The following is a 16,170-nucleotide window of genomic DNA, read 5'->3' on the forward strand; positions in this document are numbered from 1 at the left end:
TCGTTATGTCCGGAAAGCGGCGGTCAGCTGCCGCCGAAACGCCACGCGCGCGTCGGGGCGCATCGCGCCGAGCGCCCCGCGGAGCGCCTCCGGGATATGCGCCGCCGACAGTTCGGGATCCCCGAACACATGGGTGTCGAACATCGCCCGCCAGTAAGCGCGTTCGCCCGGCGGCAGGTCCCGAAGCGCGAGCAGCGCCGCGAGGAAGACATTGTTCGGCTTTTCAACGCCAATTGCCGCATCGCCCCACCAATAATTGACCATCGCATTATAGGGGTCGAGCGAGGCGACATGGTGCCACCAGTAGCGGGGGATGAAGATCGCATCGCCGGGATCGAGCATCGCGACGCGCGCGGCGGCGAGCGCCTCGCGAAACCGCGGGAAACGATCGAAATCGGGGTCTTCCGGGTCGACGAGCGACAGCGGCGGCGGATTATCGAGCGGCCCGATATAAAGGTTCGCGACCTGATCGGGCGGGAACAGGAGGAAGCGCCGCCGCCCCGCTATTACGCAGGCGAGATTATGATCGCGGTCGTTGTGCGTCTGGGTCTTCACCGCGCCGCCGAGCCACAGTTTGGGACCGACATCGGCGGGCAGCAGCGGCATCGGGTTCTGGCGGACGAAATCGGGCAGCGCGTCGGCTAGCGGCAGCATCTGGATGGCGAGCGTCGGGACATCACCACGTCCGATCAATCCTTCGATCCGCGCCAGCGTATCTCGCAGCGGCGCCTGCCGCTTGGTGAAGGTGAATTCGCGCAGGTCGGTGCGATAGGCGAAGCGGCCGCGCGCCCGCGCGGGCGCCTCCATCACCGGCACGGGCAACCCGCGGTCCATGCCTGCCAGATAGGTGTTGAGGCGGCCGGGCGAATGGCGCCCGGCCGCCAGCGCGACCCAGTCGTCGAACAACCCCTTGACGACGGCAGGCGTTTCGGACGCGACGAGCGCGGCGAAGTCGGTGGGCGCGGACGCCCCGCGCGCCCCGATGCGCGGCAAAGGGTCGAGCGGCGAGCGCGGCGCCATAGAGCGATCGAGGCGCGCAGGTTCAACCATGCGCGGGCTGCAAGATGAGCGCGAGACAGGCATCGTGCGTCGGCTGGCGCAGCACCGCTTCGCGCACAAAACCGAGCATCTTGCGGAAATGCGCCTTCACTTCGTCGGGGGGCAGCCGGTCGGCGGCGGGACGCCAGCTTTGGGGCATGATCCCGTGCCCGACGAGCAGCGCGCGCCAGCTGTCGGGCGGCAGGCTTTCATCCTCCAGCGGCGGAAGTTCGCCGCGTGCCGAGAAGAGGTCGATCCGGTGCGCGAGTTCGTCGGGCATCGGCAGTGCGCGCGCGCTGTCCCAGAAGGCCCCCGAATAGCGCTGAAGCGCATGATGCGCCGCCTGAAACTCGGCGACGCGGGCGAAATGCGAGCGCAAGACGCGGTTATATTCGGCGCGCCGTGCGGCATAGCCGGCGCCGTTGGCGGGATAGGCGGCGAGCAGATGGACGATGCCGAGTTGGAGCCCATGCAGCGCGAAGCCGTGGGCAGGATCGAAGACGCACGCCGCGTCGCCGAGGGCGATGACATTGTCCGTCCATGGCGCCGCCGCGACGCCCGCCGCGAACGGGCGGATCGTCACCGCGTCGAGCGGCAGGCCGCACGCCGCCTCGGCGGTTTGCCGCGCCGCCTCATCGGTCGTCGATGCATGCGAAAAGACATGCTCGACATGAATATGCGTTAGGCTGGGGAACAGGCCGGTCCACCCCCCCGCGCTCGCGCGTATCTCGGCATAGGCGGGGAGCGCGGCGGGGCGCGGCGCGAGCGCGCGCAATAGCCGGTCACCGGGCGTGTCCCATGCCTCGAAACCGCGGCTGCCGTGCAGCATGCGCTCGCGCGTCAGGTCGGCGAACAGCGCGCTCTCGATCCGCCTTTTGTCGTCGAGGCGCAGCGCCGCGATCCCGTCGTCGCCGCGCTCGACCGCGATCGTCGCCGTCTCGAAAAGTTCGACGCCGAGGTGCCGCGCGATCGCCTTCAGGCTTTTGGCGTAAGCGGCGGCGGGGAGATGATAGCCATAATCGCTGCGGCCGTAGACTTCGCTGTCGGTGTCGGGGAAGAACATCCGCCCGCCGAGCGCCGCGCTCGCGGTCAGCGAGAAATCATCGAGCCCGACGCCAAGGCCATGATGGCGCGCCTTGACCCAGTGCGGGAAGAAATCGCCACCGTTGATCCCGGTGCCAAAGGCGCCATAGCTGTGGAGGAAGGACGGTCGCCCCGCGCCGCTCGCGTCGACGAAATTCTGCCCGAGCGTGAACGCGCCGCGTGCGCTCCGCAGCAACGCCGCCTCGTCGATGCCGATCTGGACGTGCAGCGCCTCAATCGCAGGCAAGGTAGCGTAGACGTCCGCCACGCCCGCCTCCGCCGGCAATTCGACCGCGCGCACCGTAACGCCCGCAGGCGCGAGCGCGCGCCGCAGCGCCGCCGCCGCGATCCACAGCGGCGCGTCGCGGCCGACCAGCGTGATGGCGCGCGCGCCGCTCATGCCGCGCTCGTTGCGGGCTGGATCGCGGTTCCGGCCGCGCAATAGCCCGCGATAAAATCGGCATGCGGCGTCATGTCGTCGGCGTTGACCGCGATCCGTTCCGCCAGATCGTCGAGCCGCGCCTGCAAATCTGCCGCCGGCAGACGATGGGTTAGCGGACTCGCCGCCGACGGCAGAACGCCCTGCCCCTCGAGCACCGACAGCCAGCTGTCGCGCGAGAAAAGGCCAAGCTTGTAATCGGGTGCCGCCGCGCTTTCGCGGAACAGCGCGATCTTGTGCGCCAGGCTATCGGGCAGCGCCATTGTCCGCACATGGTCCCAGAGCGGTTCGCCGGCGCGCGCGTTCGCGGTGTAGTGGAGGATGAGGAAATCGCGCGTGCGGTCGTAGTGAATTTCGAACAGCCGGTTGAATTCGCGCGCCATGCGCGGATCGACGCGCTCGCTGCGCCGCGGCATCAGCGCGGCGAGGTCGACCGTCGCGGCCTGGATGAGGAAGATGCTCGTCGATTCGAGCGGTTCGAGAAAGCCGCTCGCGAGCCCCACCGCGATGACATTGCCAGCCCAGCCCGCCGCGCGGCGCCCCGCCTGAAAGCGCAGCAAGCGCGGCTCGTCGAGCGCCTCGCCGTCGAGCGCGCCGAGCAGCGTCCGCCGCGCCTCGTCCTCGCCGCAGAAGGCGCTGGAAAAGACATAGCCATTTCCGATCCGGTGCTGAAGCGGGATGCGCCACGTCCAGCCGCCGCGCTGCGCCGTCGCGCGCGTATAGGGGGTGAGCGGTTCGACGCTCGCGCACGGCACCGCCAGCGCGCGGTCGCAGGGGAGCCACGCGCTCCAGTCGAGCCACGGCACGCCCATCGTCTGACCCAGCAGCAGCGAGCGGAAACCCGAACAGTCGATGAAGAGATCGCCCGCAACCTCGGCGCCTGAGGCCAAAGTCAGGCGTTCGACGTCACCGTTTTGCGCATCGCGCACGACATCGACGACCTTGCCCTCGAGACGCCGGATGCCGCGCGCGGTCGCCCAGGTGCGCAGAAAGGCGGCGTAGAGTCCGGCGTCGAAATGATAGGCATAGCTGTAGGTCGATCGGATCGATTTGGGATCGGTGTTCGGATGTTCGAAGCCGTTGGCGCGCGCCGCGGCGACCGCGAAGCTATAGTCCTGGAGCGAGCGGCTGTCTGTCCCCGAGAGCCGCGCACGTGCCCAGTGATGCTGGAAGTCGGCGCCTCCCCACCGATCGCCGAAGGTACCGAAGGGGTGGATATAGCGCGCACCCTGGCGCAGCCAGTCGGTGAATTCGATGCCTAGCTTGATGGTGCCGCGGGTCGCGCGCATGAACTCGGCCTCGTCGATGCCGAGCATGTCGTTGAAGCTTTTGAGGTGCGGCAGCGTCGCTTCGCCGACGCCGACGGTGCCGATCTCATCGCTTTCGATCAATGTGATGTCGTAATCGGACGCCGCCAGCAGGCCCGCAAGGCCCGACGCGCACATCCAGCCCGCGGTGCCGCCGCCGAGGATCACGATGCGATAGGGTTCCGCCATGGCCGTTCGGTCGCTCCCGCAGAACCGGCCGGAAGAGCGACCGCTCGAACGAGCGGCCGCGCTTCCGCCGGGCTATCAGAACTTCACGCGCGCGCCTAACTGGAAGCGGCGGTCGACACGGCCCCAGTTCGCATCGCGATAGACGGGCTTCGCCCCCGGGGTCAGTGGCGTGTCGCCGAAGATCTGCTGCTGATAGACCGTCGTCGTGTTGAGCAGATTCTGACCCTCGACCGACAGCTCGAGCCACGGCGTCGGCGAGATGCGGAGCGACGCGTCGAGGAAGCCGACCGATTTCTGGAACACCGGCAGCCCGATGCAGCAGTCGAGGTTGTTGGTCAGGAAGCGCGAGCGCCAGTTATACGCTACGCGGAAGGCGACCGGGCCCTTTTCGTAAAGGCCGACGAGGTTGAAGGTGTGCTTCGATATGCCCGCGAGACGGTGCGAGTCCATCACTACGCCGCGGCCGCCCGATACGTCGAGCCCGGCGCCGAAGCCGCCGGTGCCGCCACCATCGAGCGCGCCCTGCGTCACCAGATTCGAGTTGCTGATCCCGCTCTGCCGGACGTGGGTGTAGTTCGCCTGCGCGCCGAGGCCGCTGAGCAGACCGGGCAGGAAGTCGAAGAAGGTCTGGAAACCCGTTTCGAAGCCGTAGAGCTCGCCGCCGTCCTTCACGTTGCGCGGTCCGCGCATCAGCACCGTCTGTTCGGACCCGTTGTTGGTGAAGACGCGCTCGAATTCGCCGTAAGCCACGGTGTTCCGGAGTTTTTTATAGAAAATGTCGGCGTGGAACGAGGTGCTGCCGGCATAATGTTCGAAAGTGAGGTCGAACTGGTCGGCAAGGATCGGCTTCAGCCCGGCAAAGCCCGATTCGGCGCGGAAGGTGAAATTATAGCCGGTGATGTTGCCCGCCCCGTCGCGGACGATGTTCGGGCTGTCGGCGGACGCATCGAACGACGGCGTCTGGATCGCGACGAAATTCCGGAGCAGGCCGAAATCGGGCCGCGCCATCGCCCGCGAATAGGCGAAACGGATGAAATTATTGTCGTCGAGCCCCAAGCGAACGTTGAAGCTGGGCAGGACCGTCGTGTAATCGGCCTTCAGATTGTTCGGCACGGCCGCCCCATTGGCAAAGGCCAATATCTCGGGCGTCAGGAAACAGGCCGGGTTGACGACGTCGCCCGGTGGCAGCGGCGTTCCGCACGGCCGGTTGAGCACCGGCGTGAAGATCGACGATTGCGGGAAGCCGACATTGCCGACGCTGTCGATGTCGGTGCGGACGACGCGCACGCCGATATTGCCGCGGACGTTCACCCCGCCCAGCATTGCATTGTCGCCGCCGAAGCCCAGCATCGCATAGGCCGCTTTGGTCTTTTCGGTGACCTCCATCACCTCCGACGGGGTGAAGCAACCGACCGTCGCTTCGGTCCTATCGCATATCGGGGTCCAGCCCGGCAGGATCGGCGGGCTGACGTTCGACCCGCGCAATCCTTCGACGAGCCGGTCGCGGTCGCGCAGCGCATCGCGGCTCAGATAGACGAGTTCGCCATTGTCATAGACACTGCCGTTATAGAAGCCGCCGCCGAGGTTCACCGGTTCGAACAGCCCCTCGCCATAGCCGTTGAAACCCGGACGCGCGCCGCATCCGGCGGGATAGGGCGCCGCTGAACTGTTATCGACGTTGAACCCCGGCCCGTTGCAATTCCATGGCTGCGCGATCGGCGTCCAGTTGAAGGTCGAATAGCGGACATTCTGGTTCCGGTCGGCGTAGCGGACGCCGACCTTCAGCGAATCGATCCAGTCATTGCCGTCGAAATCATATTCGGCGTCGGCCTTGAGCGCGAGTTCCTCGGCGTCATTGTCCTCGAGGTGCGCCTGGATGAAGGGCATCCAGTAATTGTGCGGATTGGCGAGGCCGCCGTCGGCATAGTTGATGTTGGTGCCGGGTAGCAGCTTGATGTTCGGGGTGCCGTCCTTGTTGACGCTATATTCGTAATCGGCGGCCGACGCGGTCGCGACGAGGATGTCGTCGTTCGTCGTCTTGGCCTTGATCCATTGCGCATCGAAATTGAGCTTGAACCGGTCGGTCACGTCCCACTGGATGTTTGCCGACAGGTCGCGCGTGCTTTCGCGATGGTCGAAATTGCGCGCCTCATTCTCGAAATAAAGGCCGTTGCGGTCGGGAACCGCGCAAGCCGAGCCGGGGCCGCAATAATTGACGAAGGGCAGGCCGGGTACCGCCGAGCCAGTGTCGATCATCTCGGCCTCGCTGCCGAAGCTGCCGCGCCAGCTGCCATAGCCCTGACTGAGCGTCGCCGAGCGCAGCATGCCGTCAGGGCCGAAGGTAAAGCCCGCATTGCCCGTCGGCGTGCGGAGGATCGTCGATCCGACGGGGTTGAACGCCGGCGTGCCGTAATAGGTGCCCTCGAGCTTCGCGTGCGAGACATTTTCGAGCCACGCATTGTCGTAGGAGGATTTGATGAATTGCACCGTCGCGCGGACGTCGCCCGCCGGGCTTTCATATTGCCCCGCGAGCGCGATCCCCTCACGCGTGCGGTCGTAATCGACCTGCGAATAGCGGATGCCGTCGGGAAGATAGGCCCAGCCCGTCCCGCCGAACGGGTTCGCGGTGCAAGCGACGCTGCCGTCGGGGTTGACGATCCCGTTGCCTTCGGCATCGACCGCGCCCGCCGAGCAATAGGTGCGGATCTTGTCCATGATCACGCTTTCGGTCCGCGTGACGAGGTGGCTGCGCGCATAGTCGGCCATGAGCCCGAAGCGGCCGATGTCGGTGTCGAAGGCCTTGCTGACCAGCACCGAAAATTCACCGTTCCACTTGTCCGACCGGTCGCCATAGGTCGCTTTCGCATTCGCCGCGACGACCAGCCCTTTTTCGTCGAGCGGCAAGCGCGTGCGCAGGTCGACGGTGCCGGCGATGCCGCCTTCGATCATGTCGGCAGTCTGGTTCTTATAGGCATCGACGCGCGACATCAGTTCGGGCGAGATGTCGTTGAAGTTGAGCCCGCGATAGCTGTCGGCCGAAAAACTGTCGCGGCCGTTGATTTCGGTCCGCACGAAGGTGAGCCCGCGGATCAGCACGCCGGCGGGCTCGCCCGAGGGGTGGGTGCTGTCGTCGGTCGACTGCAGCCGCGAGACGGTGATGCCGGGAACGCGCTGAAGCGCGCTCGCCACTGAATTGTCCGGGAAAGCGCCGATGTCGGTCGCGGTGATCGAATCGACGACGGTCAGCGCGTCGCGCTTGCGGTCCTGCGCGTCCTGCAGCGCCGCGCGGACGCCGACGACGACGATCTCGTCACTGGCCGCCGCGCTGTCGTCGGCAGGCGGCACATCCTGCGCCAGCGCCGGCGACGCCATCAACAGGCCGGCGGCCACCACTGGCAGCGAAGCGCCCCGCAGCATGCGCTCCCGACAAATCGCGAATCCCTTGAGCCTCATCTCTCTCCCCTTCCCATGGCGCCTCCTTTTGCGGAGGCTTCCGTTGCCGACGGCGAGAAGCGTCCCGCTCAGCATTTGCATAATTTTGCTCATTGTTGCACAAATGGCAAGCACCTTTTGCGAGAGGCATATGCTGGAGAATATATATCTAAATCAGCTATTTAATGAGATTTGTAGTGCGGAACAGGTGCATTGCGAACAAAGGCCGCATACGTTTGCGCGCGGTTTACTTTATGCAAATTATTGCATAAAGCAGCGAAGCGAACGGACCGAAGATCAGGATCGCGAGGCGGGAATCGCCAGGGCAGCGAGCGCGGCGGCGCCGAGAAAAAGGGCGGCGAGCGCTAACGCCGGCGCCGGCTGGCCACCGAACAGATGCTGCACCGCGGCGCCGAGGCAGATCGCCGCGACGAGCTGGGGTACGACGAGAAAGATATTGTGGATGCCGAGATAGACCCCGACCTTCCCGGGCGGCACGGCGTTGACGATGATCGCATAGGGCAGCGACAGGATCGCGGCCCAGGCGATACCGATGCCCGCCGCGGCGACCCACAGCCACTCCGCGCCGGGCACGAGCACAAAGCCCGCCATCCCCGCCGCGCCGCACAGCAGACAGAGCGCATAGGCCCGGCGCTCGCCGGTCCGCGCCGCCAGCGCGGGCAGCGCGAGCGCGCCGATCGCGGCGACGCCATTATAGGCCGCGAACAGGATGCCGACCCAGTCGGCCGCCGCGGAATAAGCGGCGGAGGCCGGGTCGCTGCTGCCATAATAGCGGCTCGCGACGGTCGGCGCCGCGTAGATCCACAGCGTGAACAGCGCGAACCAGGTGAAGAATTGCACGAGCGCGAGGCGTTTCAGCGCTGCGGGCATATGCGCATAATCCTCGCCGATCTGGAGCAGTCCGAGCGCGTCGGCACCGCGCGCCCGGCGCCATGCCGCCGCCATCTGTCCGGCCCCGATCATCAGCGCCGACGCCCCGAGAACTAGCACTTCCCAACGCCAGCGCAGCACGATGCCCACCAGCAGCAAGCCCGCGCCGGCAAAGACGAGCAGGCGGCCGCTCGCGGGGTCCGCCCGGCCATCGACCCGCGCATCGGGCTGGCGGCCGCCCGGCGGCGCTGCAGCGAGGCTCACCGGCCGTTCGCGGGTCGAGGCCGCAGTCCAGAAGACCGAAAGCAGCAGGCAGGCGCTGCCGATGTAAAAGGCGTAGCGCACCGCGGGGGGCAAGGCGCCCGGCGGCGCGGTTCCCGATACGCCAAACCAGTTGACGAGCGCCCACGGCAGCGACGAGGCGACGACCGCGCCCGCGCCGATGAAGAAGACCTGGATCGCATAGCCCCTCGCGCGCTGCGCCTCGGGCAGATTGTCTGCGACGAGCGCGCGCGCCGGATCCATGCTGATATTGTTCGAGGCGGTGAGCAGCCAGAGCGCGGCGACCGACGCCCACAAGGTCGCGGCATTGGGCATGATCAGCAGCGCGAGCGCCGTCAGCAACCCGCCGGCGATCAGGAAGGGGCGCCGCCGGCCGAAGCGCGATCGCGAGCCGTCGCTGAGATGGCCGACGATGGGTTGGACGATCAGCCCGGTGATCGGCCCCGCGATCCACAGCGCGGGGAGCGCGGCGACGTCGGCGCCGAGCGTCTGGAAAATCCGCGTCGTGTTGGCATTCTGGAGCGCCCAGACGATCTGGATGCCGAACAATGCAAAGCACATGTTCCAGATGTGCAAATTTGCCCGGTGAGCGCTGCGCGAAACTTCATTCCCTTGACGCTTCCGCGGGTTATCGACATGCAAATCTTGCATTCCTTCCCCCTAATCGTGCTAAACGCATGTCGGCGTCGAACATGGATGGCAAGCTTATGAGCACCAACAATACGAGATTGGAAGACTTGGCAAGGATGGCCGGCGTGTCGATCTCGACGGTATCGCGCGCGCTCAACGACCATCCGCTGATCAGCCTCGCCACCAAGAAGAAGATCTGGGCGCTCGCGCGCGAGCATAATTATCCGTTTCGCAGCCATATGTCCGCCGCACCGGTCGGCGCCGAAGGTTCGATCGTCGTCGTCACGCCGCATATGCAAGGCCGCCCGCTGCCGCTGTCGCATCCCTTTTTCCTCGAACTGCTCGCGAGCATCGGCGAAGCGGCGCGCGCGCGCGACTGCGACTTCACCGTCAGCCACACCGCGCCGCGCGACGTCGACGACCTGCTGACGGTGATGAACAGCAGCCGCGCCAATGGCGTGATCTTCCTCGGCCAGGCGATGCTCCACGAAGGGTTCAACCAGCTCGCCGACGCGAACAGCAATTTCGTCGTCTGGGGCGCGCATATGCCGGGGCAGAAATATCGTTCGGTCGGGTCGGACAATGTGCTCGGCGGGCGCCGCGCGACGCTGCATCTCGCGCGGCTGGGGCGGGGGGCGATCGCCTTCGTCGGGTCGAGCGATCCCGAGGCGATGCAGCGCCGCCAAGGCTATCTGGAAGCGCTCGATGCGAACGGACTCGACGCCGACCCTGCGCTCGACGTGCGCGTCGATTTCGGCTTCGAATCGGCCGAACGCGCGCTCGGCCAGCTTCTCGCGCGCGGCCGCCGGCCCGACGCGATCTTCGCGTCGAGCGACCTGATCGCGCTCGGCGCGATCCGCGCGCTGCGCAAGGCCAATCTGTCGGTGCCCAAGGACGTGTCGGTCGTCGGCTATGACGACATGCTGCTCGCGCGGCTCAGCACCCCCGCGCTGACGACGATCCAGCAAGACACGCTGGAGGCGGGGCGTCGGCTGGTGTCGCAGGTCATGGACCCGCACGCCGAACAATATCTTGATTATTTGCCGACGCATCTGATTGTGCGCGAATCCTGCGGCGCCTGACGCGCCGCCCGATCGCCAAGGAGATGGTCCGTTGAGTGTCGCCAGCATTGCCCTGCCCCGCATCCTTCGCATCGGCGGCGGCGCGTCTAAACAGCTGCCCGAAGTGCTCGCGAGTCTTGGCCTGTCGCGGCCGCTGATCGTGACCGACACCTATCTCGTCAGCAGCGGGCGCGCCGCCGAGTTGACCGGCGGGCTGGCGGCGGCGGCAATCGCCGCGCGTGTGTTCGCCGATACCGTGCCCGACCCGACGGTGGCGTCGATCGATGCCGGGGTGGCGTTCCTAAAGGAAGGCGATCACGACTGCGTCGTCGGCTTCGGCGGCGGCAGCCCTCTCGACAGCGCGAAGGCGATCGCGCTACTCGGCCAGCACGGCGGGGCGATGGCGGATTACAAGGCGCCGCATGTTCAGGACGCGCCGGGGCTGCCGGTGATCGCGATCCCGACGACCGCGGGCACGGGGTCGGAGGCGACGCGTTTCACGATCATCACCGACGAGGCGACCGACGAGAAGATGCTGTGCCCCGGGCTCGCTTACCTGCCGGTCGCGGCGCTGGTCGATTATGAGCTGACTTTCACGAAGCCGAGGCGGCTGACCGCCGATACCGGGATCGATTCGCTGACCCACGCAATCGAGGCCTATGTCTCGAAGCGCGCAAACCCGTTCAGCGACGGCATGGCGCTGCTCGCGATGCGCGCGATCGCACCCAATTTGCGACGCGTGTGTGCCGACCCGATGGACGCAGCGGCGCGCGAGGCGATGATGCTGGGCGCGACGCAGGCGGGGATCGCTTTCTCGAACAGCTCGGTCGCGCTGGTCCACGGGATGAGCCGGCCGATCGGCGCGCATTTCCATGTGCCGCACGGGCTGTCGAACGCGATGCTGCTGCCCGCGGTGACCGCTTGGTCGGCGCCTGCCGCGCTCACCCGCTATGCCGACTGCGCGCGGGCGATGGGAGTCGCCGATGAGGCCGAGGGTGACCAGTCGGCGGTGGCGCGGCTGCTGGACGAACTGGCGGCCTTGAACCGCGAACTCGAGGTGCCGGGACCGGCGGCGTGGGGGATCGACGCGGCGCGCTGGGACACGCTGGTCCCGACGATGTGCGCACAGGCGGCGGCGTCGGGATCGCCCGCAAACAACCCGCGCGTGCCCGATGCCGAGGAGATGGCGGCGCTCTATGCGCAGGTCTGGGCAAGCTAGCGATGGAAATCCGGCGCTATGCGGCATCCGACTTCGACGGGGTGAAAGCGCTTTGGGAAGAGGCGTTTCCGAACGATCCGCCGTGGAACCGTGCCGACGTAGCGATCCCGGCCAAGCTCGCTTTCCAGCCCGACCTGTTTTTCGTCGCGGTGGACGGGGGCGCGGTAATCGGGTCTGTGATGGCAGGTTACGACGGACATCGCGGCTGGCTCTATTCGGTGGCGGTGCGGCAGGCGTGCAAGCGCGGTGGCGTGGGAACGGCGCTCGTCCGCGAAGCTGAGCGGGCGCTGCGCGCGCTCGGATGCGAAAAAATCAACCTGCAGGTCCGCGCGGCGAACGAAGCGGTCGTCAAATTTTACAGCTCGCTGGGATATGCGGTCGAGGACCGCATCAGCCTAGGGCGGCGGCTTTAGCGGGGGTTCAGTCGCCGGGCGCCCGCTTTACCGGATTGCGCTGGTGCTCGGGCAGCGGAAGGTCGAGCCAACCGTGCCGATGCTCGGCCCAGACCGCCTGTTCGGGCATCGGAAAGCCGGAATCGGCAAACGCCCCCGCCGCGACGCCGATCAGGTGCGGAAGCCGGTCGGGCTCCCACCACAGCGACGATCCGCAGTCGGAGCAAAAATAGAAGGATACGTCGCGGCCGCTCGCCGACGGACGCTTGAACGCCTTGGCGCCCGCGACGGGCAATTTCACACGCTCACGGGGAAAAAAGGCCGCGACGCTGAAGAGCGATCCGGTTCGCCGCTGGCAATCGAAGCAATGGCAGAGCGATACCTTCGCCGGATCACCGGTGCAGGTGAGGACCAGCTTGCCGCAGTGACAGGAGGCGGTGCGTTCCATGACGCGAAGGCATATCATCGCGCGGCAAGCAAACAAACCTCACAGCATCGCCGAAATTTGCTATCCGTTCATTGACCGGAAAGCCGGGCCCTGCTTAAGCGCGCTCGCCCCGCCTCCCGCTCTCCTACGTCTCGATGTGGAGGCGGGGCATCTCTTTCAAAAATCTCGTCATTGCGGGTCCGGCAAACCGTCAGGCGTAGCCGTTATGGCAGCCGCTCTCCCATCGCGATTTGCAGCACCGCATACCATTCGGCGCGCGTCCAGCGCGGAATGAATGCCTGCGGGATTTCCCTGATCCGTTCGGCCTTTTGCGTGCCGACGATCGGGATCGGACGCGCGGGGTGCGCCATTACCCAGCTATAGGTCGCCGCAGCGCGCGAGACGCCATGTTCAGCGGCTTTCGCGTCGAGCAGCGCGGCGACCGCCTGACCACGTTCGTCGGCCGGATCGCCAAGGCGGCCGCCGCCAAGCGGCGACCAGGCGAGGAAGGCCATGCCCTGCTCCATCGACTGGTCGAAAAGGCCATCGAAGAGTGGGGCGAGGTGAAGCGGCGAAAATTCGCTCTGGTGGCTGACCAGCGGGACGGGAAGGAAGCGAGCGAGCGCCGATGTCTGCGCAGGCGTGAAGTTGGAGACGCCGATCGCCCCGATCTTTCCAGCGCGGTGCGCCTCTTCGAGTGCGCGGGCGACCTCCTGCGGGTGGGCGAGCAGGTCGGGGCGGTGGATCTGCCACAGCTCGACCCGGTCGGTACGCAGGCGGCGGAGCGAAGCATCGATCGCCGACGCCAGATAGGGCGCGCTGCTGTCATAAGGCACGCCCGGGATGATCCCGCCCTTCGTTGCGAGGACCATCGCCTCGCGCAATCCGGGAGCGTCGGCGAAGACCTCGCCTAGCAGGGTTTCGGCCGAGCCGAAGCCGCCGGGCGTGTCGGAGCCATAGATGTCGGCGGTGTCGAACAGCGTCACGCCCGCCTCGAACGCCGCGTCGATGCGCGCGCGGGCGGTCGCAAGATCGACGCCGGCGAAGCGCCACATGCCCCAGGCGATGGGCGCGACCGCGTGCCCGGCGATATCCACAGCGGCGGGCGCGGGAAGATGGACCGACATCGGTCAGAGCCCGAGCAGCTTGCGCGCGTTGCCCGAGCGGATTTGCGCGCGCTCCGCGTCCGTCAGGTCGAGCTTCGCGAAGGCCTCCAGCGTCTTGGGCAGCGAAATTTGCGGGAAATCCGAAGCAAGCAGCACATGGTCGACGCCGACGTTGCGGATCGTCCAGACATATTCCTCCTCGATCGGCGAGTCCGCCGCGAGGATCACGCTCGCCGAAATGTCGAAATAGATATTGTCGGCGAAGAGATTTTCGGCGGTGCGCGCGAGCGCGAGGATATTCCAGAAACGGAAACCGAGCCCCCCCATATGGCCGAAAATGAACTTCGTCTTCGGCGCCGCAAGCGCGAGGTTGAAGAGTTTCTCATTGTCGCTGGGGACGATGCTGGCATTGTCCATGATGACGATCATGCCCTTGTCGCCCGCATGCTTGACGAGCGTGAGCACACGCGGGTCCGCAGCGTCGAATTTCTGCGTGTGCGGGTGGATCTTGAGCAGGCGGACACCGCGAGCGGCAACGCGGTCGACTTCGGCGAGCGCAGCGTCGCCGTCATAGGGGTGGACCGTCGCGATGGCGATCATGTCGGGATTCTTCGCCGCCAGCGCGATCAGCGCGTCGTTGCGCTGGGCTATGTCGGCGGGATTGCCCGCGAGCGCCTGATTCGGGCCACCGAACCACATCGCCCCGAAGGCGTCGACCGATTGGTTCGCGGCTTTCAGTTGCGCCCGATATTCGGCGAGCGACGCCGCGCCTTTGTGCAAGTGAACATGGGTGTCGACGACGGCGTTCTGCGCGAAGGCAGATACCGAGGGCGTAAGCAAGGCGATCGAAAGCAGCAGGGCTCGCATGATGTCTCCAGTGCGCGAGGGGAGGAATGCCCCGACCTGCCACAAAGGACGTGAGCCGCCAATTACCCAGCAGGCAGCTCTGTTCGCTTTTTCTGCGCCGGCCCGGCTTGTCTCAATTGGTCCAATAGATATAATCTTGGCCATCCTTCCACGGCGCGTTTAGCGGCACGTCGATACGCACCGGCCCTTCGACGAGACCCGGCCAGATCGGTTTCGCCATCCCCTTGTTCTGCTCCTCGATCAAGCTTCGGAGCGCAGCGACGCGTTGCGGTTCGCTTGCAGCGAGATCTTGGCGCTCGGTCGGGTCGTCGGCAAGGTTGTAGAGGCGCGCCTTTTCCGGGCGCTTGGTCACCTGCAATTTCCAGTCGCCTGCGCGCACAGCGCGATAATCGCCCGAGCGCCAGAACATCGCGGGACGCTTCGCGGGCCCGGCGAGGACATCCTCGCTGTCGATCGTCCGATCCTGCGGCAGGGTCGCGCCCGCCGCCGCGGCGATCGTCGCGAAGATATCGAGATGCCCCGTCACATCGGCGCGCTGCGTCCCCGCTGCAATCCCGCCCGGCCAGCGCATGAAGAGGGGCGTGCGGATCCCGCCCTCGAAGAAGGTCGCCTTCCAGCCGCGGAAAGGCGCGTTGAGATCGGGCATGCCATTATACCAGGCACCGCCATTGTCGCTGGTGAAGATGACGAGCGTATTGTCGTCGATCCCGGCTTCTTTCAGCTTGGCCATCACATCGCCGATGCGGCGGTCGAGCTGCGCGATCATTGCGCCATAAACCCGCGTCTTGTGATCCTTGATCTGGGGCAGCTTGTCATAGTCCGCCTTCGTCGCCTGCAGTGGTGTATGTGGCGCGTTGAAGGCGAGATACAAAAAGAAGGGACGGTTCTTGTTCGCTTCAATCGCCTCGATCGCCTCATCGGCGAAATAGTCGGTCATATGCCCCTTGGGATGGAAGCGCTTGCGGCCGTTAAAGGTGACCGCGTGGCGGAGGTTCGCCCAGAGGAAGCGGTCGATCGGATCCCACGGCAGCTTGGCGTTGACGCTGTCCGGATCGTCCTCGGGCAGGAACATCGCGGCGCCTGCAAGGATCGCAAGGCTTTCGTCGAAGCCCTGCGCTTGCGGCTGGAGCTGCGGCGCCTCGCCCAGATGCCATTTGCCGATGTGGAGCGTGTGATAACCCGCCGCCTTCACCGCCTCGGCGATCGTCACTTCGTTCGCCGGGACGCCCATGTCGGGATAGGCGGGAATGTCGGGGGTGATCAGCTCGTCGTGGAAGATCGCGCGGTGCGGCCCGACGCCCTCGCCATGCGCCAGATTTTCGGCGAACTCGACGGGCACCGCCGTATATTCGAAACCAAAACGCGTCGGATAGCGCCCGGTCATCATCGCGGCGCGCGACGGCGAGCAGGTCGCGTTCGCGGCATAGGCGGTGGTGAAATCGACGCCTTCGCGCGCGAGCGCATCGATGTTCGGCGTCTTCACGACCCCCGCCACCCCGCCGCCGTTCAGGCTGATGTCGTTATAGCCGAGATCGTCGGCGACGATCAGGATGATGTTCGGCGGGCGCTTTCCTTCCGGCGCCTTCGCCGGGCCTTGCTGCCAAGCGATCGCACGGTTCGGCTGAACGGGATCGTTCCAATCCTGAAGGATGCCGGGGAGGCGATATTTGTTCGCCTCATACGCCCAATATCCGCCCGCGCCGGCGAGTAGCCATGCGGAGAGGGCCGCCCATCTCTTCTTCATCATCTTCACCCATATCGCGTGTCAAATTGCCACAAAACAATTGACACTATATGTGTCACTATA

At 66.1% G+C, this 16,170-nt stretch carries 12 protein-coding genes; 3 read left to right on the forward strand and 9 right to left on the reverse strand.

Annotated features, from left to right (window positions below; all coding sequences use genetic code 11):
* Positions 1–3: 3 nt before the first annotated feature.
* The 5 genes from E5675_RS14155 to E5675_RS14175 all read right to left on the reverse strand — a co-directional run bounded on the left by E5675_RS14155 (position 4) and on the right by E5675_RS14175 (position 9,222).
* The gene (locus tag E5675_RS14155; protein ID WP_247594628.1) at positions 4–1,050 is read right to left on the reverse strand and encodes a cupin-like domain-containing protein; all 1,047 of its coding nucleotides are present in this window, start codon (positions 1,048–1,050) and stop codon (positions 4–6) included.
* Complete coding sequence (locus tag E5675_RS14160) at positions 1,043–2,521, reverse strand: tryptophan 7-halogenase (protein WP_136175081.1); 1,479 nt, start codon at positions 2,519–2,521, stop codon at positions 1,043–1,045. The genes E5675_RS14155 and E5675_RS14160 overlap by 8 nt, the downstream gene beginning before the upstream one ends.
* The gene (locus E5675_RS14165) at positions 2,518–4,056 is read right to left on the reverse strand and encodes a tryptophan halogenase family protein (protein ID WP_136175082.1); all 1,539 of its coding nucleotides are present in this window, start codon (positions 4,054–4,056) and stop codon (positions 2,518–2,520) included. Before E5675_RS14165 ends, E5675_RS14160 begins: the two co-directional genes overlap by 4 nt.
* A 75-nt stretch (positions 4,057–4,131) precedes the next feature.
* Positions 4,132–7,473: a TonB-dependent receptor gene (locus E5675_RS14170; RefSeq protein ID WP_247594629.1), complete on the reverse strand. Its 3,342-nt coding sequence runs from the start codon at positions 7,471–7,473 to the stop codon at positions 4,132–4,134.
* 312 nt (positions 7,474–7,785) lie between these two features.
* The gene (locus E5675_RS14175) at positions 7,786–9,222 is read right to left on the reverse strand and encodes an MFS transporter (protein ID WP_136175084.1); all 1,437 of its coding nucleotides are present in this window, start codon (positions 9,220–9,222) and stop codon (positions 7,786–7,788) included.
* A gap of 185 nt (positions 9,223–9,407) precedes the next feature.
* On the opposite strand from E5675_RS14175, the gene E5675_RS14180 reads away from it, so the two are divergent.
* From E5675_RS14180 to E5675_RS14190, 3 genes are read left to right on the forward strand one after another with little or no spacing between them, the layout of a single operon-like run.
* Complete coding sequence (locus tag E5675_RS14180) at positions 9,408–10,373, forward strand: LacI family DNA-binding transcriptional regulator (protein WP_247594891.1); 966 nt, start codon at positions 9,408–9,410, stop codon at positions 10,371–10,373.
* A 31-nt stretch (positions 10,374–10,404) separates the two neighbouring features.
* The gene (locus E5675_RS14185; RefSeq protein WP_136175086.1) at positions 10,405–11,571 is read left to right on the forward strand and encodes an iron-containing alcohol dehydrogenase; all 1,167 of its coding nucleotides are present in this window, start codon (positions 10,405–10,407) and stop codon (positions 11,569–11,571) included.
* A gap of 2 nt (positions 11,572–11,573) precedes the next feature.
* The gene (locus tag E5675_RS14190; protein ID WP_136175087.1) at positions 11,574–11,984 is read left to right on the forward strand and encodes a GNAT family acetyltransferase; all 411 of its coding nucleotides are present in this window, start codon (positions 11,574–11,576) and stop codon (positions 11,982–11,984) included.
* A 7-nt stretch (positions 11,985–11,991) separates the two neighbouring features.
* Here the strand turns inward: E5675_RS14190 and E5675_RS14195 are convergent, their stop codons facing one another.
* From E5675_RS14195 to E5675_RS14210, 4 genes are all read right to left on the reverse strand, one after another.
* Positions 11,992–12,411 (reverse strand): GFA family protein, encoded by a 420-nt coding sequence (locus E5675_RS14195; protein ID WP_136175088.1) that lies wholly within the window; start codon positions 12,409–12,411, stop codon positions 11,992–11,994.
* A 203-nt stretch (positions 12,412–12,614) separates the two neighbouring features.
* Positions 12,615–13,517, reverse strand: coding sequence for an aldo/keto reductase (locus E5675_RS14200; RefSeq protein ID WP_168707868.1), 903 nt, complete (start codon positions 13,515–13,517; stop codon positions 12,615–12,617).
* A 3-nt stretch (positions 13,518–13,520) separates the two neighbouring features.
* Positions 13,521–14,363: an amidohydrolase family protein gene (locus E5675_RS14205; protein ID WP_136175089.1), complete on the reverse strand. Its 843-nt coding sequence runs from the start codon at positions 14,361–14,363 to the stop codon at positions 13,521–13,523.
* Positions 14,364–14,475: 112 nt separating this feature from the next.
* On the reverse strand, positions 14,476–16,110 hold the full coding sequence (locus E5675_RS14210) for a sulfatase-like hydrolase/transferase (RefSeq protein ID WP_247594630.1): 1,635 nt from the start codon (positions 16,108–16,110) through the stop codon (positions 14,476–14,478).
* Positions 16,111–16,170: the final 60 nt, after the last annotated feature.

Source organism: Sphingopyxis sp. PAMC25046, assembly GCF_004795895.1.
GTDB lineage: Bacteria > Pseudomonadota > Alphaproteobacteria > Sphingomonadales > Sphingomonadaceae > Sphingopyxis.